Source organism: Heyndrickxia shackletonii (assembly GCF_001420715.1).
In the GTDB taxonomy this organism is placed as follows: Bacteria; Bacillota; Bacilli; order Bacillales; family Bacillaceae_C; genus Margalitia; species Margalitia shackletonii.
Genome location: NZ_LJJC01000004.1, coordinates 2,386,185 through 2,408,212 on the forward strand (window position 1 = coordinate 2,386,185; position 22,028 = coordinate 2,408,212).

Consider the following 22,028-nt stretch of genomic DNA (forward strand, 5'->3'; position numbering starts at 1 on the left):
CGAATGCCAAATGTATATTGAATAAAGGTAAGTTTAATCAAGATCACGGGATCAATACTTGGGCGTCCAACTGCGGAATATGTTTCTTCCACTAAATCATAAATGAAAGAGAAATCAATCGCTGCCTCCATTTTTCGGACTAAATGATTTTCGGGAACCAACTGGTCTAAAGCGATCATTTCTACTTGATCACGTTGAATGGAATTATGTTTTGAAAGCATCTTCATCACCCCAAGTATTATTTCTATTTATATTTTAAAACAAAAAAGACTGTAGGCAAGCTCGATCTTCATCGAGTTTGTCTACAGTCTGTCATCATTTAATTAAATGATGGTTTTTTAAGGTAGACTCGTATATTTTATTTACAAAATAGTCAATTACCTCATTATCGATGGATTCGTCAAATTTTCTGGCAAAATATTTATTGGATTCCTCAATGAAAGGGATGTCATCTTTAGTCAAACAAATAGGAGAATTCCGTTCCCTTAAGGATATTCCTGATCTTAAAAATAAATGGTTGTCTTTTACCACCTTCGACTTAAAGTGTGAATTCATTAATAACGTGTGAAAAAACCATTCATCAGGGGTATAGGTTTTTTCAAAATAGTGATAAAACCATTTATTTTCTTCTAAAAAGTCGATAATATACTTAGCTGCTTCAAAAGAAATGGTAAACCATTGTGAACCACAATAGAACTCAAAATCCTGTGGCCAATAATTCGTATTAGGGAAAAGTTTAATGCCTTTATCGTATAAGTATTTAATAGATCTTCTGTATATCCTAAATGGATGGGCGTTTGTATATCTTTTTCTTGTTACTTTTGGCCAATTAAGGAGTATAACTCCTTTATTCTTCCAGGTTATGTCATTAAAATGCATAAATATTTGTCCTTTGTTTTTGGATAAGAATTCATGGAAGCCATCTTTTACAAGTAAATCCTGACCGCTTTTGAAACATACGAAATCATAGGATTTGTTCGCAGATAAAACTTCCTTCAACAGCAGAAGCGTCGTATCGATTTGGCTAAAATCTCCCCATTCACAAATCAAACTTTGATCTAAAATTTTTACATTAGGATTTTTTACAATCTTGGTTTTTATTTGTTCGCGTTGTCTTCTATCAATATGAATATATACATCAGCGTCATTATTTGCTGTAAGCTGATGAATAAATTTATTTACTTGTTCAGGATTTTTGTGAATTTGTAAGATATAGGCAATTCGTAGTTCAGCGGTCATCATTTATCACTCCCCACCATTGTTATTATGCTTTAAGCTTCTTTCCCAGCAGTTTTGTCTTTTCAGCAAATATATTAGAATATATCTCTTCCATTTCTGAAAGAATGTTATTTATTTTATAGGTTTGTATACTATTAATATTATTTTTAGAAAATATGGTTCTCGTTTTATTAGATCTATATACTTTTTCAATTGCGTTGGCACAAGCTTTTTCGTCGTTTACTCCTACAACAATTCCGTTATAATTATTAGTAATTAAATCCCGATTTCCTCTGCAATTAGTCACAACGATTGGGAGTCCTGTTGCCATCGCTTCCATAATATTTACTGGCAGCCCTTCCTGTCTGGAAGTGGAAACAGCAATATCAGACATAGCTAGTAGCTTATCTATGTCCTTTCGATATCCTAAAAATTCTACTTGATTGTCTAACTTAAAATTAGCTGCCATCTTTTTATATGTTTCCAAAAGCTCCCCGTCTCCAACTAGTAAAAGCTTTATTTGATTAATATTTTTCTGCAGTCTACTTATCGATTTTATTAATAAATCTTGTTGCTTTCGGTAGCTTAGTTCGGCTACATATATAACAATAAAATCATTGGGATTATATTGATATTCAGATCGCAAAGCTAATTTTTCCTCCCGGGAAATTGGCGAAAACTTATTTAAATCAACACCTACACCATGCACTTTGAAGCAAGGAATGTTGGATCTTAATGTTAATTTTTGTCCATAATCGAAATCTTCATCATTCATCGTTATCAAAACATCCGTCCACCTGGCAGCTAATCTCTCTAATGTGCAATATATAATCCAATTCTTCATTGGAGCTCCATTAAAAAAATGAAATCCATGAGATGTATATACCATCGTTACCCCTTTTATTTTCCGGCAAGCAAATCTGGTCAACAAGGATGCAACAGGAGTATGAACATGTACCATCTCATACTTTCCGTTTAATACTATTTGTTTTATGCTTTTTAAGGCTTGATAATTTTCTATTTTTAAAGGGTTCCTTTGAAATGGAACAGAATATATCGTGCATCCAAGTTCCGATATTCTATCATCTATATCTTCAGCATAATTGGATGCAACACTAACTTCATTTCCCTTCTCGATCAACCATTTAATATGCGGAATTAAAAACGTATTAATCGTTCCTGACACGGTAGAAACAATCAAAATTTTCATTCGAATTCCTCCTGAACTTAAGCTGCTTCCTTTGCCAACGATTTCTTTAATTTCCCCTTTACCAATAAAATTATTGTGTCTATTTCCTTTACTTTTAAAAGATACAAAAGCACAAAATAGATTAATCCTCCTATCACAACAGCAAAGATAAATGTAAATATATGGCCGGTTGTGCTGATGAATAATTTATAAATGTACTTACTTATTCCTCCCATCGCTAGTGAAGCAATCATAATCTTCATGAAGGAAAAGGAGAGCTTTTTTAATCCCAGTCTTCCTAGCTTTCTTCTTAAACTGATTATTAACAAAAAAGTGCAAAAAGTAGTTGAAATACTTGTTGCTAATGCGATGCCGCCAATTCCTAAAATTTTGGATAATAGGAGATTCAAAATGATATTTAGAAACATTGCGAGGCCTGCATTAATCATCGGTGTTTTTGTATCTTGAAGAGCGTAAAAGGCATTTGATAAATTTTCTCTGTGGCTTAAACCGATTATTCCTAATGCATAAAAAAACAGCGCATACGAAGTTAACTCTATTGCGTGGGAATCAAATTTGCCTCTTCCATATAGCAATTCCACGATTTCCCTTGAAAAGAACATGCATCCTATTGCGGCAGGAATTACTAAAATATTTATGATGTTAATAGCATTTGAAAATATTGATTTCATGCCATCTATATTCCCTTCAGCAATAAGCTTCGATATTTTTGGATAAAGGATGGTACTTATCGATACTACAAATACTCCGATAATAACGACGCTTAATGTATTTGCATAATCTAATGCCGTTATTCCTCCTTTCGTAATTTGTGAAGCAAGCGTTCGGTCAATTAATAAATTTACTTGTGCGACGGACGTACCGACTATCGCAGGTAAAGCCAATACAGCCATTCTTTTTATATTTTCATCTTTATAATGAAGGGTAAATTGATAACGGTAATGATTCTTGTGACTAAAAATAAAAAGAAGCAAAAGCTGCGAAAAGGTTGATAGTACACTCCCGATGGATAAAAGATAAGGATTTGTAAAGGAGCTAAAAAAAATAGCGCCAATTGTAATGAAATTGGCGGGCAGACCCATAACGGCAGGAATAATAAATGCTCCTTTTATTTGCAGGTATCCTAAATATATATATATTAAGGCGGTAAAAAAGACACCAACTAGTGATATTCTTGTAAAATGAACAGTTAAAGCCAGCGTCTCTCCTTCAAAACCAGATGCAAACATTTTAACAATGGTTTCCGTAAATATGATTCCGATAAGAAAGATTATGATCGAAATGACGAGCAGCAAATTAACTAAATTATTTGTAAATAAAGATGCTTTTTCGGAACCGCTTTTATTTTCTATACGCGTATACATGGGAATAAAACCAACTGATATGCCCTTCCCAACGATGGAAAAAATAATCGCAGGTATCGTTAAGGAGATTAAATAAACATCACTAATACTTGATGCTCCGTAAAAATACGATAATGTGATATCCCTTGCAAATCCCAATATTTTCGAAATAATTGTTACCAACATTAATATAATCACGGTTTTTTTCATTTAATCGCCTACTGACTCAATTTTTGTTTTTGCTCGCTTCCCTTTTTTAGTAGTCCAATTGTTTTTTTGAACCGATTTATAAATTTATGCCTCTCACTTTTATGCAAAGACAAAACCCGTTCCTTGTAAAAATTCAAAAAGAAAATATATAAATAATCTAAACGATATTCCTTGTGAAAGGTTAAATCAAATAAAGCAAATACCTTTTCAAAATAAGTATCCATTTCGCCATCCATATAGTGATAAATATAAAATTCGTTATTATTTACATATACCTCAAGCCACATTAAATTAAAAAAATCATAGAAAAATAAATAAACATTGGCATACTCCCAATCGATCATACAAATTTGATTGGTAGCCTTCTTTATCAGCATGATATTTGCTGTCCACAGATCACCATGAAGTTTTAAGCATGGGTAATTCATATTTAATAAAATTGGATGTATTTCATTTAAAATTGATTTTATTTCGTGTGATTCACTCCCCTCCCACAAAAAAGATTCCGGGCTCTTATAGGAAATATTTCCTTTCTGTTTGCAGTCATTAAAATAATCCAAATATCGATTAAAAATTTCTTGAATAATATATAGATAGTCTTTCGATTGCCAATTACTATATTGTTGAAATTGTATTAGTTCTTCCATGATTAATAAATTTGTTTCGTCAATCCATAGTATTTTGGGAAGCGGAAAATAGTCCTTAAAATATTCGTTATTATTAAGAACCGAATGAAAATCATCTTTTGTCGCAAATATCGTTAAAACTTTATTATGATGAAAGTCGAATATTCTGCTGTCGTTATAGCCTGTAATGCTTCTAACTGGTCTGTAGACACATCCGGAAAAGTTATCCGTTTTATTATGAAACTCTGAAATCCTGATTTTTTGATTAAATACCATTTTCCTTAATAATAAAATGACGAATCTTATTAATAATTGATAATAATTCTTTTGAAAGATTTCATTAGCCTTATCGATGGTGTAGCGATCACATCGCATAATATATTTGATACTGTTATCATAAGCGTAAGTGCCTGCGGACATATAAGCGAGATTTCTGTTGAAGCTATGCATTATATCCTTTTTTCTTTTGATAAAAAGATAAAATCTCTTGAACATCTTTTTCCCCCGCATCATTTACTGAATTATTCGGATTTAAAGAAGATACTAGCGCCCCTAATATCAACCAAAGAATCCTTGCGTTATTTAATGATATCGCCAAGGATCCTAATAGTAGGATAACAATGATATCTCTTAACATAGAGTTAGTGTTCTTATTTGTTTTTTTAGAAGTTGTAGCTTTAATTATTAATATCAAGACATAAATAAAGAAGAAAAAAGCAAGTGGAATCCCCCATTCTGAAGATAATTGAAGAAATGTATTATGGGATATATGATTTTCATAAAATAATTCATTTGCTACACTCGAATACGTTCCGATCCCTATTCCAATTAGCGGCGAAAGCTTGATTAGCTGTATAGCGACTTCCCATGTTACGGTTCTGCCTGAACCATTTTCTGAAAGTGCTCCACTAAAATCTGTAAAGAGCAGCTGTACTCTTGAAAAAGAAGGCACTATTGTACTCAAATAATTGAAAATATAGCCTAATGATGTTGAAAGAACAGGAATGAAGACAAGCAGACATCCAACTACAATCAATTGTCCTGCAATAACAAGGCCTCTTTTCCTTTTTAAAAGAATGTATTCACTCATTCGAAGTGCTAAATAGCCAATTAGAGTCATGATACCTGTTTTGGAACCTGAAATTAATACCGAAAAAAGCAAAATAAAAAAAGCCACTGCCTTATAGCGCATCTTTAATTCTGAGCGGCTAAAATAAACAAAAGAAGTTATTTGGAGAACAGAGAAATAATTCGGATCTATCATAAACCCTCGGTATCTTGTGTCATCAAAATATAATAGATTAGAAAAAAGACGGATATTTAAAACAGTAAAAATGGCTCCTAGTCCCCCAATAACCATTCCGGAAACAGAATACCATTTAATCGTAGTTTTCACTAAATTTTTATGTGTAAGATTGTAGCCAGTTATAAAGTATATAAATATGGCTATTAGCTTTATATAATCATTTGCAATCGACATTACGGAAGGATTGTACATTACAACGGCTGGAATAAAAAATACTGCAGAAGATAGAACAATCATGGAAACAATCAGAAAAAAAATAGTTGGTACTACAGGGATGATGACTTCCTTTTTTATCATCATAATGAAGAATAGAACAAAACAAAAAATATCTGAAAATGATATATTGATACCAAATAATACTTGTGATTGATGCAGTAATATTGCCATGATGATTAAAGAAGAGGTAAAAAATAGATTATTGAGCTGATTATTTGGATTATATAAATGATTCACCTTAACAAACACCATCCTTTGCGCCTGCTATTTCATAAAAGAAAAAATTCCTCTCTTTATTGGGACAGGATGTGAAGTTAAGATTGGTTTACCATTTAGGAGAGCTTCAGCATTTATTTGCAAATAAAGTGTAAACTCGGAACCATAGGATTTTGTAATTACTTCATATGCTTCGTTTAAGAAGAATCCTCTTGATGTGCAGTTATGTGCATCAGATGCTATAAAATGAACTAATTGATGCTTTAATAATTTCTCCGAAAAGGAACGTATTTTTTTTCCGAAAGAACCGATGATACTTCCAGCTGTTAACTGTACAAGTGCTCCTTCTTGAACTAAATCGAATAAAACTGCGGGATTATCAAGCAACATCCTATTTCTTTCCGGATGGACAATGATTGGATGAATTCCCCTTAATATTAGTTCGTAGACAATTTCCAGCGTATAGCGTGGAAGATCATTTGAAGGGAGTTCCATCAATAAGTATTTTCCCTGATTATTCAACGTAAGTATTTCATCCCTCTCCATAGCGGAAAAAATGTCATGATGAATTCTAAGTTCTTGTCCTGGATGAATAATGAGAGGTACGTTTTCCCTTTCCAAATAAGTATTTAGCTCCTGTACATGGAAGAGGATGTCCTTTTTTGGATTTTCGTATTGTCCATTCTTATGATGCGGTGTTGCAAAAAGATGGGTAATCCCTGCATTAATTGCGTTACGGACCATGTCTAGGCAATGGATAAAATCTGCTGGCCCATCATCTAAATTTGGCAATATATGATTATGAATATCAATCAAAGGAATCGCCTCCTTAGTATGCAATTTAATTTCTTTACGGGCCATATTGATAATAATCCTCTCTCCTCTTTTGCTCGATACCATTCATTACGACCCCTATTAATCTTGCATTTGCCTGAAGTAAAATATTCTTAGATTTCAACGCAGCATCCTTTCGCGTTTTCCCGCTTGATACTACCATAATGACACCATCACATTTATTCGCTAATATTTGTGAGTCAGAAACAGCGAGAATAGGAGGTGTGTCAAACACTACATAATCAAATCCCGAGTGAAGCTGATAGATGAGCAGTTCCATTGCTTTTGATTCTAATAACTCCGATGGATTGGGCGGTATTGGTCCGCTTGTTAGAACTTCTAAATTATGGATATGGGTTTTTAATATGGCGTTTTCCAGGCTGATTTCTCGAGTCAATACATTTGTAAGTCCGTGCAGATTACTGATATTAAAAGAATAATGTACAGAAGGCTTTCTAAGATCAGAATCTACCAATATAACTCTCTTTCCTTGCTGCGCCAGAACGATTGATAAATTGGCAGAAGTTGTCGTTTTCCCATCTGCAGGTTCAGGCGAGGTAACCACAATTGTTTTTATTTCCTTATCGACAGAGGAAAATTGTATATTGTTTTTTAATAATCTGTACTGTTCGGTAATGTAAGATTGAGGTTGATAGTAAGTAATTAATTTTATTTCGTCTTTAACAATATTTTTATGCTTCCGAAGCAACTGTCTCATCTCCTGCTTTTTGTTTTGCGGATTTTTTTTTGCTTCTTGTTAATCGCTTTTCCATTTTTGGAATCGTTCCAATGACGGTCAAACCAAGGAGATCAATTATCTCTTGATCATTTTTTAACGTATTATCAAACATTTCAATCAAAAATGCGAATCCAGTCCCAAACATAAGTCCTACTAAAATACCAATGGTAATATTCAATACCTTATTTGGTTTTACTGGTATCGGATTTTGCTTTAATTCAGACTTAGCAAGGATACTGACATTATCGACTTTCATTATCGACTGAATATCATTTTGAAAGGTTTCTGCAACAGTATTCGCTATTTCTATGGCTTTTGCTGCATTTTTATTTTGTACGATAATGGTAAAAACTTGTGAATTTTGCTGGCTGTTTACCGTTATATTTTTGCCGAGCTTTTCAGTGGTCATATCAAGATTAAGATTATTAATGACTTTGTCCAGAATGATGGGACTTTTTATAATGTCTCTATAGGTATTGATTAAATCTACATTACTTTGAAGTAATGCGGTGTCCAATTGATTATTGGAATTTCGTTGATTCACTAAGATTTGTGTAGAAGCTTGATACACAGGTGTTAAGACGAAATACGAAAGAATGCCGCTAATAGCAGCCACAAGTATTGTAAAGAGTACAATTAATAGCCAACGCTTTTTTAGGATTGTAAATATATCTAAAAATTTGATTGTTTTATCCATATATACCTCCATCATTAACCGTACTCTAATCTTTACTATTATCCTTGTCGTTGTGTTATTTTGAATGGATTAATAGGTTTTTCAAGCAATTTATTACTTTTATTTGTTCTTCTTTTGTCATATTTGTACCTGAAGGTAAGCAAATACCTGTTAAAAATAATTTTTCCGATATACTCTTCTCATTATTATGCGGATAGTATTTACTATTTTTGAAAAGAGGCTGTGTGTGAAGTGGTTTCCATACTGGTCTTGCCTCAATATCATTCTCCGCGAATGCGTCTACAATCTCACCTACTGTAATACCTGCCTTTTTATCATCAATGGTTAATACCGTTAACCATCTATTCGAAAAGCTATTCTCTAATTCTTTCATAAAAGATAAACAGGAATACCCCTCTAGTTCTCTTTTATATGTTTCAAAAATTTCCCTTTTGACCTTAATTCGTTCATCCAGCACTTCTAATTGACCTCTTCCGATTCCTGCCAGTACATTGCTTAGCCGATAATTATATCCTAATCTGCTATGAAGATAATATATTGCCGGATCTCTAGCCTGTGTAGCTAAAAACCGAGCCTTGTCTATTACTTCTGCGTTATCTGATACAAGCATTCCCCCACCTGATGTGGTAATTATTTTATTACCGTTAAACGAGAATATTCCATAATCACCGAAAGTTCCGCTGAATTTTCCTCTATATATCGTTCCCAACGATTCCGCTGCATCCTCAATAATAGGAACTTGATAGGCTTTACAGATTGAAAGCAATTCATCCATTTTAGCAGATTGCCCATAGAGATTTACGATAATAACTGCCTTAGGTAGTTTACCGTTCATAGCAGCATCTTCGAATGCCCTCTTTAAAGCATTGGGGCACATATTCCAAGAATTTGGCTCAGAGTCGATAAAGACGGGCTCTGCCCCTTGATACAGTATTGGATTTGCGCTGGCAACAAATGTAAGAGTGGAACAAAACACCGTATCCCCTCTATTGACATCCAATAAAGAAAGAGCCAAGTGAATGGCAGCAGTTCCTGAACTTACCGCAACAGCTCCCTTGGCTCCGATATAATTTGCTATTCCTTTTTCGAATTCATCTACATTAAATCCCAGCGGTGCAATCCAATTAGAATCGAATGCATCCTGTATATATTTCATTTCCTTACCGCTCATATGCGGGGTGGAAAGATAAATACGTTTGCCTTTTGTTGTATTTAGCATCTAAGACACCTCTTAAAATAATAAATGCATGACCATTCTTTAAGCATGTTTTGAACCGCCATCCTCTCTCTCCATCGCGTAACTACCTTTAAACTTCTCCATCGTAACATGGTGTTGCTGTGAAACACCTTCTTTTTTTAGAACCTTTTTCATTGTTAACCATAATATTTTTAAATCAAGAGATAATGACTGATGATTCACATACCATACATCTAGTTCGAATTTTTCTTCCCAGCTAATAGCATTTCTTCCATTCACTTGCGCCCATCCCGTAATCCCTGGTTTAACTAAATGTCTTTTTGCTTGTTCTTTTGTATATAACGGAAGATATTCCATTAGTAGCGGACGCGGGCCAACTAAGCTTAAATCCCCTTTTAAAACAATCAAAAGCTGAGGAAGCTCATCTAGACTATATCTTCTAAGAAATGCTCCAAACGAAGTTAAACGTTGTTCATCAGGAAGTAATTGTCCATCATTGTCTAGTTGATCATTCATACTTCGAAATTTATATAGATAAAATGGTTTTTCATATAATCCCGGACGTTCCTGCTTAAATAAGATTGGCGATCCTAACTTGATTCGAACTAATAACCCAATCATCAATATAAGTGGCAGTAATAGAATTAATAACATTAATGATAGGATCACATCTACTATTCTTTTCAATTGATTCTATCCACCTATCCAATTATTTTAAAATGATGCTCCCAATAATGCATGGTCCATCATTCTGTTATTCGCCAAATCTAAGAGTCTTCTTTTTAAATCTTCTTTATCAAAGATCAAATAGTTTGTGATAATGTCCTCAATTTCATTTACATAAATAAGTGATCTTTTTCCTATATAAATATTGGGATAAATTTGTTGCTCATATCCTTCCTCTTTTTTAAGCAATTCTTCATAGAGTTTTTCTCCAGGTCTAATCCCGGTAAAAATTATGTCTATTTCATCATCCTTGTATCCGGATAGTTTGATTAATTTCTTTGCTAAATCTACAATTTTTAATGGTTCTCCCATATCAAGCACAAATATTTCTCCACCCTTGGAGAGGGCTCCCGCTTGAATTACTAGTCTTGATGCTTCTGGTATGGTCATAAAATATCGAACCATATCGGGATGTGTTACCGTTACCGGTCCGCCATTTTCAATTTGCTTTTTAAATAATGGGACAACACTTCCTCTGCTTTCTAAAACATTTCCGAATCTTACCGTAACAAACTTGGTTTCACTTACAGTATCAAAATATTGAATCATCATTTCCGCCAGTCTCTTGGTAGCCCCCATAACACTTGTGGGATTAACCGCCTTATCTGTAGATATCATGACGAATGTTCCAACTTTATATGAACTTGCAGCTTTTGCGAGATTTACAGTTCCTATTAAATTATTTTTAACGGCCTCTTCAGGATACTCCTCCATTAATGGAACATGTTTGTGTGCAGCAGCATGATAAACCACATCAGGCTGAAAGTTTTTCATAATAGTCATCATTTTATTTAAATCTTTTAGATCCCCGATGATAGGGATAAATTCAATACTGGAATTAGAAAATGTATTCCTTAGTTCTAAATCGACAGAATAAATACTATTCTCACCATGACCGAGCAATAATAGTTTTTTTGGTGCAAAATTTGAAATTTGTCTGCAAATTTCTGAACCAATAGATCCGCCAGCACCTGTAACTAAAATGATTTTATCCTTTATATATTCTGAAATACTTTCAATATCTAATTCGACAGGATCACGTCCTAATAAATCTTCTACCTTTACATCACGAAATTGATTAATAGAAACCTTTCCTGTTATTAAATCTTCAATCATAGGCAGATATTGAGTTTTCACCTTTGTTTTAACACATTCGTTGAAAATCACATTTAACTCCCTTTTCTTTAGTGAAGGGATTGCAATAATAATGTGATCAATATTTTGCAGTCTCACTATATTCTCAATTTCTGATACCCTGCCTAAGACAGGGATACCTAAAATATCAAGATTCATTTTTCTGCTATCATCATCAATAAAGCCTACTGGCAAAAGTTCTGCCTCATTCGATCGTTTTAGTTGTCTTGCTACCATAATTCCTGCAGAACCTGCACCAATTATTAAAGTTCTTTTCTTATTATTTGCTTTATTAAGAACGAAATTGCCTAGTATTCTCCAGCAGAATCTGGATCCGCCTATTAGTAAGATATTTAGCAGCCACGTAACAACTAGAACACGAAAATAAATATCATGATTAATCAGTTGTTGAACAAGCCCTGCTGTAAGAATGGATAAAGTTACTGATTTAAAAATAATTAGTAGTTCTTCAACACTCGCATACTCCCAAGCTTTTTTATATAGTTTAAATTTAAGGGAATAAAAATGATGGCTTATAAGTAAAACGATTGAACTAACTAAAATTGGGATGGTAACAATATAAAAGGAAGCTGTAACCAAAAATCTACTAAAGAATATTGCAGTTAACACGATTACTGAGTCCATAACGGCAAATAATGACATTCTTTGGCGATACGTCAATCGTACATTACCCCCTTTTTGTACAGCCTTTAAAATAACTCTATTTTTCTATCAAATTTTTTTTGTATAATGATAAAAGAATAATGATGCGACTCTTCTCGAAGAATCGCATCATTATTCTTTTATTGAAGGATAGGAAAGTATAAAATTTTTCAACATCTAAATAATTTAACAAGTTTAATCTTGTCTAGCTCCAAGTGAACTACCTCACTGTGTTTCCTTTATCTCAAGACTGCGACTACGAAATCCGTACGCTAGAGCTGCGGCGCTTGCGCTTTTCTTATTTTATTGGGGCATTAAACCCCCCCTCACATCACACTCTTGACGACTAGCGTCTAAGGTTTTAGGACCCACAGCATGACCGAGTGTCTCCGTTTGATAATGGTTAGGAGGCATCACCATCATAAATATATTTCAATTATATTGTTATTATTCATTATTAAGAACAACAAGAGAGGATAAATTATTTCTAAAATATAATTTTTTTATAACTAGATATAAGAGGTCTAATTATTGATTCCGCTCTACTAAAATGATAATATCCTAATTAATCAACCTTTATTGGGAGGAATTTCAACATGACAAAGCAATTCGAGCTGGCAACCTTTGCGGGAGGATGCTTTTGGTGTATGGTTAAGCCATTTGATCAGTGGGATGGTATTGAGAAAGTAGTATCTGGCTATTCTGGAGGTCATGTGGAGAATCCAACATATAAAGATGTGAAGTCTGGAACTAGTGGACATTATGAAGTGGTCCAAATTACGTTTGAGCCTTCCGTTTTTTCATATGAAAAGTTGTTGGAGATTTATTGGCAGCAGATTGATCCAACGGATGCGGGCGGGCAGTTTCATGATCGCGGGGATTCATACCGAACGGCAATTTTTTATCATAATGAAAAACAGAAAGAGCTTGCAGAAGAATCAAAGCAGGCACTTGCAAAGAGCGGAAAATTTAAGAAGCCAATTGTTACGGAGATCCTTCCTGCGATGACCTTCTATCCTGCAGAGGATTATCACCAAGATTTTTATAAAAAGAGTCCTGAGGAATATAAAGAAGATCGTCAAAAATCTGGACGTGACGAGTTTATCAAAACTCATTGGGAGTAAGCAGTTTTAAGGGATGTGTAAAATGGCACATCCCTATTATATTTGCACAATATTTTTATTGTTTAGATGGCACAGGTAGAATAATATCCACGGTGGTTCCCTTTCCAAGCTCACTTTCAAATAGAATTTTCCCATGGTGGGATTCGATAATTTTGAAACAAATGGTTAGTCCTAAGCCAGTCCCCTTTTCTTTATGAGAAAAGAACGGTTCGCCAATCCTTTTGAGACGTTCAGCAGATATCCCGATTCCCTTATCTTTCACTTGGATGAGAATGGATTTATTTTGATGTTTCGACACTTTAATTTGTACAGGCTTGCCTCGTGGGGATGCTTCGATAGCGTTTTTAATGATATTAATAAAAACTTGTTTTAATTGATTGGCATCACAGTTAATCATGGGGATTTCATCATCAGCATGTAACATTAATTCGACTGATTGCATATTGGATTCAGACTTAAGTAAAGAGGTTACATCTTCGAGAATTTGAATAACACTGCACTTTTTAAAAACGATCTCTTGGGGCTTTGCTAATACAAGAAGTTCACTTACAATTTCATTGATTCGATCAAGCTCATTCAAAATAATATCAAAATAGCGCTTGTTTTTTTGATCTTCCACTTCCAATAATTGGATAAAACCTTTAATAGAAGTGAGCGGATTTCGTACCTCATGAGCTACGCTTGCTGCCAGCTCTCCCACAACTGAAAGCTTTTCTGTTTTTCTTAAGTTTTCCTCTGTTTCCTTTAACTTTGTGATATCTCTTCCATAGCAGATAACCCCTACCAGTTGATCATTAATCTTCATCGGCACGGTTGTACAGTTTAAAATCAGCTTTTTGCCAGCCTTACATTTAATTTTTACTTCACTGACGGTCGGGCTTCCTCCACTCAAAATAATGTTAAATTGTTCAAGAATCTTCTCCCGACTTTCAGCGATAATTAACTCAAATATTGGCTTTCCAACAAACTCTTCACGCCGATAGCCACTGATAATTTCAAAACCGGGATTCAATTGTGTTATTGTTCCATTTAAGTTCACCATAAAGACAAGATCCGGATTATATTCGAACAAAGATTTATATTGCTGTTGACTCTCACTTAGTTTTTGCTCTGTCGTTAATCTCTCCGTTATATCTCTGCCAATTACAACTAATGCTTTTCTGCTGCCATCTGGGTTAAAGAGGGGCACCCTGATGGTTTCAAAGGTCTTCATCTCTCCGCTGGGAAGCAGAATTTTTTCCTCATTTCGAAATTGCTTTCCTTTTTTCCATGCAAGCTCATCAATCTCCTTGTTTTGAAGCAATGTTTTACGGTAAAAGGGGTTTAAGTTTGTGAGATCGATATCTGTTTTTCCTTTATATTGGACATGTTCTAATTGAAAAAGCTTTAGACTAAATTGGTTTGCTTGAATCCATCTCCCTTCCCCATCTTTAAATATAACGTAATCTACCATCGAATTAATAAGGGTGGAGAGTTTTCTTTCCTCCTGTTTGATGAAATCAAATTCTTCTTTTTTAATAAGCGAAAAATAAATAAAACCGCCTGTCATCATGATATAAAGAATCCCTTTAATTCTTTCCACTATTAATACTACAGATAAATTCAGTCCTAAATATTTCATCAGATATTCAGTTAGGAAAATCCAAATAAAGCTTGCTATTAAATATAAAAGCAGAATTTTTGATTTTCGCAAGTAAGCCGCCTTCTTTGCATGCTAATTTTCTTCGTACAGATGAAATTATTTTAATATAGTTTTTACAATGGAATCAAATGCAAAAAAACGGAAATGAATATCTTTCAATATAAGTGACAAAAGAAAGAGCCTGCACTAAGAACAGGCCAAGTCTACGAAACAGAAGCAGGAACGACAGAATCCTTTAGTTTATTATCCTCATCCAATAATTTAATTTCTTTATGAAATGAAAGAATAACCGACGTTAAAACCCAAATCAACCCTAAAATCATCAGAAACAATCGTATTCCGCCATTTTCACCCACTCCAAACCATCCACCAAGAAATTGGCCGCCAAGTGCATGAGAGTCCATCAACGGGGTAAATACATGATCTAATAGTGGTGCTGATAATAAGTAGGAAATTGGCATAAGGGACATGGCAATCATTCTGCGTAAAGCGAATACACGACCTTGGATGTTAAGTTCCACTTTACTTTGCCAAATAACCTGCGAACACGTATTTCCAAAAGGTAAAAAGAAAAAGGATAGGAAGATAAATATGCACATCACCGGAATAGAATGGCAAATCCAAATGAAGGTAAAACAGATGGAGCTAATTAGGCCAAATCCAAAAACACCTCTTGTTTTTCGTTTCGGACCACCCCAAGCACTCATCACCAATCCGCCTAAAACCATGCTTACTCCAATACATGACATAACAAATCCAAGGCTTTTTGTATTACTTATGGAGAGGATTAACGGTTGTAGCAGGACATTTTCGAATCCTAGTATAAAATTAGCCAATGAAAAATAAGTTAAAAACCATAACAAAGCCTTGTTCAGCCGTAAATATTGAATTCCGTCTTTAATATCGATTAAAATGGATTGTTTTTTTCTAAAGGATTCAGAAGCATGTATTGGCGGAATTTTTACAACTAACAAAGAGAATATTGCTAAAAAGAAAGATAAGAAATCGATGATGAGGATTCCCTGAAGATGTATAAAAGGCAGTAAGATGCCTGCAATTGGTGGAGCAACTATACTGGAAGCGGCATCTGACATTTGAATAAGACCGTTTGCACGTCCAAGATGTTTCTTTTCTACGATTTGCGCCACAATCGCTTGATAAGCTGGGAACTGCATTGCCCCCGCAATGGACCACATGATGACAGCTGTATATATATGCCATAACTGAAGTTGCGAAAAGAAAAGGGTAACAAATATTCCGAGTGTTGCAATTCCTGATAAACAATCGCTTGCAAGCATCATCCCTTTTCGATTCCACTTGTCTACGAGTGCACCGGCAAATGGTGAAATGAGAAGACCTGGAATAGACATACAAAGCAGTGTAATCGCAAAATTGGATACAGACCCCGTCTTTTGCAAAATATATACCCCTAAAGCAAAGGATGTTAAACTTGAACCTAATAAGGACCCTAATTGACCGCCCCATAAGAATAAAAATGATTGAAACCCCTTATAACCTTCCACTTGTTTTCCCCCATTGGATTAAGATTTTGCAAACATGGAAATAAAAATTCCATAATTTTTATCGCCCTTAGGTTCTCTGGATTTGATTCTCTTCTCCCACTTCTCCATTAAAGTAATTAATTCTGTTTCTAATTCTTGTTTCTCCGTTAGATTTAGATGCAAATTTAAACTTCGGAATAAACTATGGTCCGGATGATGATCAAAAGACTCTAATAGCTGTTTTTTCATATCGCTTATCGTTTTATCTACTATTTGCTGTTTCCCTTCTGTATCTAACTGGTTGATTAAAATCCTTACATCCTTCGCAATCGGCAAATAGTATTTTTCGATAATCCCGTTTACCTCCTTTGTATCATACAGAAAGAGGAGTCCCACCTTTACTAACTCCCGAATATGGTAATGAACCTTCGAGGGTGAAAGGCCAAGTTCATCCGCGAGTTGCTTTGCTGATCTCGGTTTTTGGTCAAAATAAATGGAAAATATCTTCATCCTTAATTCATTTGTTAATACCTTCGCTTCCTCAAGCGTGGTAATTTCATATACCTCCAATTGTTCCTTCATATTTCCTGTCACCTTCAATTTTTATTTATCGTTCAAATTAATTTGAACGTCTTCTTATAAAATATTATATGTAACATCAAAAAAATGCGCAATGAAAATTTAGAAAAGTTAGTCAAATGCGAGTTTACACTAAATATAGATCTAATAATCCTTACCAAGTATGACAAAAAAAGCTATCCCAACAGGATAGCTTTTTATACTAATCAAGCTCCACTTGCTTCGTTTCCTTACCAAGGAACAAAACGAATAATACGCCAATAACAATGGATATGCAAAAAATTGTAAAAATATAATCAGTGGATACTTTTTGAGATACAAGATTTCCCACTAATAATGGACCGAAAATACCTCCAATTCGTCCAAAAGCTGCCGCCATACCTGTACCTGTTCCACGGATAACCGTTGGATATTGCTCTGGTGAATAGGCGTAAAGTGCTCCCCATGCGCCTAAATTAAAGAAAGAAAGGAACATTCCGGACACAATTAGCATCGTTAAGCTTTCCCCATTTCCAAAAAGGTAAGCAAATATTGCTGTTCCCAGTAAAAAAGTTACGAGAACAAATTTTCTACCTACTTTTTCAATTAGCCAAGCTGCCATAAAATAGCCAGGGAGCTGTGCTAACGTCATGATTAACACATATTCAAAGCTTTTAATAAGGCTGAATCCCTTTAATACCATTACACTTGGAAGCCATAGAAACATTCCGTAATAAGAAAATACGACTGTAAACCAGACAACCCATAGCATTAATGTTCTTTTTGCATATTTTTTAGACCAAACTTGTTTGATTTTTTTAAGGACAGATTCGCGCTTTTCTTTATTCACCGTTTGAAATCTTGGTGAATCAGGTAGGCTTAAGCGTAAATATAAAGCATAGAAAGCTGGAATGGTACAAATTAATAATGCAATTTGCCAGCCAAATTTCGGGATAACAAAATAAGAAATAAGCGCCGCAATTAACCAGCCGCCAGCCCAAAAGCTTTCTAATAAAACAACTACTCTTCCTCTGTCTTTCGTCGGAACACTCTCGGAAACGAGAGTCGAAGCTACCGGTAATTCTCCTCCTAACCCCATACCAATGAGAAAACGTAAAATAAGAAAAATAGTTAAGGTTGGTGCAAGTGCTGAAAGTCCACTGCCAATAGAAAAGAACAATAAAGTGATCATAAAAATGGATTTTCGCCCAAATTTATCCGCTAATATCCCAAAAAGGAGGGCCCCGACAGCCATTCCGATAGAATTAATACTGCCAATCCACCCCATTTGTGCAGGGTTTAGATTCCAATCCTTTGCAAGTGCAGCAATTACAAAGGATAAAATACCTACATCCAAGGCATCAAACATCCACCCTGTACCGGAGATGAGAAGCAGTTTTCTTTGAGACACCGCTATACTTTTTTCCATAATGATGTACTCCTTCTATAATGTAAATTTTTTGAGAATAATAGTTTCACAAATAATTACTTATTCCAACATGAAATATAACACTTTAATGTACAGATGTAAAGACACCTTTAAAGACAAAAAATTCATTTATTGGGTTTCATTAATTGTTTCAAACCAATTTAATAAGATTTCTTGAATTAAATAGGTGTTCATGGTTATCATTAATCTGGACTAAAGTTAAAAAAAGGATGTTTTTTATGAAAAAGTATATTGTGGTTGGAGCAGGAATTCTCGGTGCCTCCACTGCCTATCATCTTGCAAAAGCAAAAGCGGAAGTAATAGTCGTAGATCGAAAAGACATTGGTCAGGCAACAGATGCAGCGGCAGGGATTGTATGTCCATGGCTCTCACAGAGAAGGAATAAAGCGTGGTACCAATTGGCTAAGGGCGGAGCAAAATATTATCCAACTCTTATAAAAGAACTTGAAAAAGATCACGAAAAAAATACAGGGTATGCGCGGGTAGGTGCTATCAGTATCCATAGGGATGAGGAAAAACTGATAGCTATGGAGAAGCGGGCTTTGAAGCGTAAAGATGAAGCACCCGAAATGGGAGAAGTGTCCATCCTCACTCCCGAAGAAACGCGAGAATTGTTTCCCCCGCTTGCTGATGGCTATGGTGCGGTTCACGTCAGCGGAGCTGCACGCGTTGATGGACGAGCACTTCGTGATTCCTTATTAAATGGGGCCAAAAAACATGGTGCAAAAATCATCATTGGTGATGCTACACTCCTATTTGAAGGCAAGCAAGTTTCGGGTATTTCCGTAGATGGAAACTCCATTTTTGCTGATTCCGTCATTGTTACAGCTGGAGCATGGGCAAATCAACTTTTAGAGCTGCTTGGCGTAAACTTTCAAGTTCATTTTCAAAAGGCTCAAATTATTCATTTGGAATTACCTCAAGTAAATACAAGTGAATGGCCCGTAGTGATACCTCCAAGTGATCAATATCTATTAGCTTTTGACGAAGGCCGGATTGTGATTGGGGCAACACATGAAAATAATGTGGGATTCGATACTCGAATTACTGCCGGTGGAATGCAGGAAATTTTCAACAAAGCGTTGGAGATTGCTCCAGGATTAATGGAAAGTACATATATGGAAACTAGAGTTGGATTTCGTCCTTTTACTCCTGAATTTTTACCCGTTATCGGGGAACTACCTGGGTATAAAGGTATTTTTGTGGCAAATGGACTTGGGGCATCAGGATTAACAATGGGGCCGTTTATTGGATCAGAGCTTGCTAAGCTTGCCCTAGGTAGCAAAACTGACATTGACCTGGATTTGTATGATGTAGCAGGAGCTATAAAGTAACTCGAGGGATTACGGTTGGCGACTCAACGGACATGGAATTCTCTATTATCTAAAAAAGCAGATCTTCTCAAGATCTGCTTTTTGCATTACTCCCCTAAATCCACATTATGATACACTTGCTGAACATCATCTAAAATTTAATGAAAAATGTTGATATACCAACGTTTATACTGTCCACATTTTGTATGAAAATTATTACATTTATTATAATTTATAGGGTGGACTTTTGCAATAACTTAATATCGGTTTATCATAATATTTCTAATTTAGTGCAGTAGTTTTTTCACATTTAGCAATAATTAATCCTATTTCAGTATTATCAAATCCAATTACCTTATACTTCTGTCCTGCTACTGTGAAGGTGTCGTTAAGTTTAATCTTCTTTGTATTCTCATTGTCTTGGAACATTAAATCAATATTTCCATTTGGTAATCTAATAGAACCGTTTTCCACTGAAGCAGTTTGATTAGCAACTATACATTCTTCATTTACATTAATTGGAGTTATTTTATAAACGGGTTCACCAAAATCATTAGTTCCAACTAACTCTTTTATTTCGTCAATTTTAATAGGTAAACTAAAATTAGTTCTTCTCAATAATGCTTTATATTTTCCGTATCTATTCCCATTAACCTCTGAAATGATTAAAAACACTCCATCACCATAATTAACCTTGTCACCGCGTTTAATTACATCAAGTGTATTGATCTTCTTATCATCATAATTAGCATTTACAGGTGTATTAGTTATTACTGCCTTTGTAGATACTGCATTAATCTGAACATCTACACCTAAACTATCTAATATATATTGAAAGTCATCAACTAGATTAAACATTTATATACCTCCTTTTGTACTATATCATTTACAGTAAAATTCCATTAATGTTATAATTAAACTGCGACAATTTTCGCATATTTTTTATAACTACTTTTGGTATTGCAATATTGCAGTACCCTTTTTTAATCCGCAAACAACATGAAAAAGTTAGATTCCCCTTTTAACTGATCATCCGTTTTCATTTGCCTTATTTTCCGTTCCAAATTGTCAATCTGATTCAATACTTTTGCGTGAAAATCCCGTATGGTAATATCATCCATCTTATATGACTTCATAGTGTCGGGTGATGAAGCGATACTTTCAAGTACACTTAATGCACTACGATAAATATTCCGTTTATTTGTTGCTGATTGTGGGTTATATTCATCAAATGGCTGCAAGTCGTTTTCTTGGAGATAAATAGACAATTCTGACTGATCTAACTTAACTCCTTTTGTTTCTAATTGGACACGTTGAAGGTTATTCATAATATCATTCCTCTCTTTTTATATAAAAAAAGAAGTATCAAATATTGACACCTCTTATTTACATTGCTAACTATTTAATTGATTTCTCTTTAAAATGACACTTATCATTTTATGCCATTTGTTTATGTCTGAATACATACCTCTTACTAATTCACTATTTTTATCTAGAGGATTAGTGACATTTAGAAAGTTAATCTCGTAAATTGGATTTAATAAATCATTTACAACTATGTTTAATGTAACCCTATAAACACGTTCATTTGATGTTTGTTTTGCACTCAATCCACCTATAACTGCTCCAACTCCACCCGCTAACGCTCCTCCAACAATTGCACCACCTATTTGACTTCCTCTTGAAGTTTTAGTTATTGAAGCACCATCTTCAATTATTTCTGACTCTAAAACTTCATTAAAATCAAACGTTTTAAATACAAAAGGTTGATTCCTAGCATTTCTCTTTAGCAAAGCTAATTTCTGTGTAGATTCATTTATTGCTATTCCTGAAATGTAGTCATCACTTAAATAAGAAACATCTGATACAAAACCGTATTGATTTAAAGTTTCTTCTAAAGAACTTTCAATATTTTCACGATACTTTTTATCATATTTAATATTGGAAACTATAAGTATTCCTATAAAAACAAATCCTAATAACACAAACCATCCACTGCTAGTAGCAAAAAATATAATAAAAGACAAAAAGAAGGCGGTCAAGAGAAGTCCTATTCTTAGGTTCTTATCCATCTCTATTAACTTATCCATCATGTGTAAATCA

The 22,028-nt window shown here is 34.4% G+C and carries 21 protein-coding genes; 2 read left to right on the plus strand and 19 right to left on the minus strand.

The window, feature by feature from the left end:
• From AN964_RS11365 to AN964_RS11420, 12 genes are all read right to left on the minus strand, one after another.
• Window positions 1-221, minus strand: a 221-nt coding sequence (locus tag AN964_RS11365) for a transposase (protein ID WP_161809282.1), incomplete at its 3' end; no start/stop codon positions are given.
• Between the two features lie 94 nt (window positions 222-315).
• Complete coding sequence (locus tag AN964_RS11370; RefSeq protein ID WP_055739786.1) at window positions 316-1,239, minus strand: beta-1,6-N-acetylglucosaminyltransferase; 924 nt, start codon at window positions 1,237-1,239, stop codon at window positions 316-318.
• Between the two features lie 25 nt (window positions 1,240-1,264).
• Window positions 1,265-2,428, minus strand: coding sequence for a glycosyltransferase family 4 protein (locus AN964_RS11375; RefSeq protein WP_055739787.1), 1,164 nt, complete (start codon window positions 2,426-2,428; stop codon window positions 1,265-1,267).
• 17 nt (window positions 2,429-2,445) lie between these two features.
• Window positions 2,446-3,981 carry a murein biosynthesis integral membrane protein MurJ gene (gene murJ, locus AN964_RS11380; protein WP_055739788.1) on the minus strand — a complete coding sequence of 512 codons (1,536 nt, stop codon included), beginning with the start codon at window positions 3,979-3,981 and terminating at the stop codon, window positions 2,446-2,448.
• Between the two features lie 8 nt (window positions 3,982-3,989).
• Complete coding sequence (locus AN964_RS11385) at window positions 3,990-5,102, minus strand: phosphotransferase (protein ID WP_055739789.1); 1,113 nt, start codon at window positions 5,100-5,102, stop codon at window positions 3,990-3,992.
• Entirely contained in the window at window positions 5,050-6,381 is a 1,332-nt protein-coding gene (locus tag AN964_RS11390) for an O-antigen ligase family protein (RefSeq protein ID WP_055739790.1), read from the minus strand. Before AN964_RS11390 ends, AN964_RS11385 begins: the two co-directional genes overlap by 53 nt.
• 12 nt (window positions 6,382-6,393) lie before the next feature.
• A complete protein-coding gene (locus tag AN964_RS11395; protein WP_083489439.1) occupies window positions 6,394-7,161 on the minus strand; it encodes a tyrosine-protein phosphatase in 768 nt (255 codons plus the stop codon).
• A 34-nt stretch (window positions 7,162-7,195) separates the two neighbouring features.
• Window positions 7,196-7,897 carry a CpsD/CapB family tyrosine-protein kinase gene (locus AN964_RS11400; RefSeq protein ID WP_055739792.1) on the minus strand — a complete coding sequence of 234 codons (702 nt, stop codon included), beginning with the start codon at window positions 7,895-7,897 and terminating at the stop codon, window positions 7,196-7,198.
• Entirely contained in the window at window positions 7,872-8,615 is a 744-nt protein-coding gene (locus AN964_RS11405; protein ID WP_055739793.1) for a YveK family protein, read from the minus strand. The genes AN964_RS11400 and AN964_RS11405 overlap by 26 nt, the downstream gene beginning before the upstream one ends.
• Before the next feature lie 55 nt (window positions 8,616-8,670).
• A complete protein-coding gene (locus tag AN964_RS11410) occupies window positions 8,671-9,834 on the minus strand; it encodes a DegT/DnrJ/EryC1/StrS family aminotransferase (RefSeq protein WP_055739794.1) in 1,164 nt (387 codons plus the stop codon).
• Window positions 9,835-9,873: 39 nt separating this feature from the next.
• The gene (locus AN964_RS11415; protein ID WP_055739795.1) at window positions 9,874-10,500 is read right to left on the minus strand and encodes a sugar transferase; all 627 of its coding nucleotides are present in this window, start codon (window positions 10,498-10,500) and stop codon (window positions 9,874-9,876) included.
• Between the two features lie 27 nt (window positions 10,501-10,527).
• On the minus strand, window positions 10,528-12,354 hold the full coding sequence (locus tag AN964_RS11420) for a polysaccharide biosynthesis protein (protein ID WP_055739796.1): 1,827 nt from the start codon (window positions 12,352-12,354) through the stop codon (window positions 10,528-10,530).
• Between the two features lie 578 nt (window positions 12,355-12,932).
• On the opposite strand from AN964_RS11420, the gene msrA reads away from it, so the two are divergent.
• Window positions 12,933-13,460 (plus strand): peptide-methionine (S)-S-oxide reductase MsrA, encoded by a 528-nt coding sequence (gene msrA / locus AN964_RS11425; RefSeq protein WP_055739797.1) that lies wholly within the window; start codon window positions 12,933-12,935, stop codon window positions 13,458-13,460.
• Between the two features lie 55 nt (window positions 13,461-13,515).
• Here msrA and AN964_RS11430 read toward each other — a convergent pair whose 3' ends face one another.
• The 4 genes from AN964_RS11430 to AN964_RS11445 form a co-directional block, all read right to left on the minus strand.
• Window positions 13,516-15,153: a PAS domain-containing sensor histidine kinase gene (locus AN964_RS11430; RefSeq protein ID WP_055739798.1), complete on the minus strand. Its 1,638-nt coding sequence runs from the start codon at window positions 15,151-15,153 to the stop codon at window positions 13,516-13,518.
• 152 nt (window positions 15,154-15,305) lie between these two features.
• The gene (locus AN964_RS11435) at window positions 15,306-16,625 is read right to left on the minus strand and encodes an MFS transporter (protein WP_055739799.1); all 1,320 of its coding nucleotides are present in this window, start codon (window positions 16,623-16,625) and stop codon (window positions 15,306-15,308) included.
• Between the two features lie 18 nt (window positions 16,626-16,643).
• Window positions 16,644-17,186 carry an ArsR/SmtB family transcription factor gene (locus tag AN964_RS11440; protein WP_055739800.1) on the minus strand — a complete coding sequence of 181 codons (543 nt, stop codon included), beginning with the start codon at window positions 17,184-17,186 and terminating at the stop codon, window positions 16,644-16,646.
• Window positions 17,187-17,385: 199 nt separating this feature from the next.
• A complete protein-coding gene (locus tag AN964_RS11445) occupies window positions 17,386-18,591 on the minus strand; it encodes an MFS transporter (RefSeq protein ID WP_055739801.1) in 1,206 nt (401 codons plus the stop codon).
• Between the two features lie 230 nt (window positions 18,592-18,821).
• Here AN964_RS11445 and AN964_RS11450 point away from each other — a divergent pair, with 230 nt between their 5' ends.
• Window positions 18,822-19,946: an NAD(P)/FAD-dependent oxidoreductase gene (locus AN964_RS11450; protein ID WP_280513056.1), complete on the plus strand. Its 1,125-nt coding sequence runs from the start codon at window positions 18,822-18,824 to the stop codon at window positions 19,944-19,946.
• 261 nt (window positions 19,947-20,207) lie between these two features.
• Here AN964_RS11450 and AN964_RS11455 read toward each other — a convergent pair whose 3' ends face one another.
• The 3 genes from AN964_RS11455 to AN964_RS11465 all read right to left on the minus strand — a co-directional run bounded on the left by AN964_RS11455 (window position 20,208) and on the right by AN964_RS11465 (window position 22,018).
• Window positions 20,208-20,783: a hypothetical protein gene (locus AN964_RS11455; RefSeq protein ID WP_055739803.1), complete on the minus strand. Its 576-nt coding sequence runs from the start codon at window positions 20,781-20,783 to the stop codon at window positions 20,208-20,210.
• A gap of 125 nt (window positions 20,784-20,908) precedes the next feature.
• Window positions 20,909-21,253 (minus strand): hypothetical protein, encoded by a 345-nt coding sequence (locus tag AN964_RS11460; RefSeq protein ID WP_055739804.1) that lies wholly within the window; start codon window positions 21,251-21,253, stop codon window positions 20,909-20,911.
• Between the two features lie 66 nt (window positions 21,254-21,319).
• On the minus strand, window positions 21,320-22,018 hold the full coding sequence (locus tag AN964_RS11465; protein ID WP_055739805.1) for a hypothetical protein: 699 nt from the start codon (window positions 22,016-22,018) through the stop codon (window positions 21,320-21,322).
• Between the last annotated feature and the right edge of the window lie 10 nt (window positions 22,019-22,028).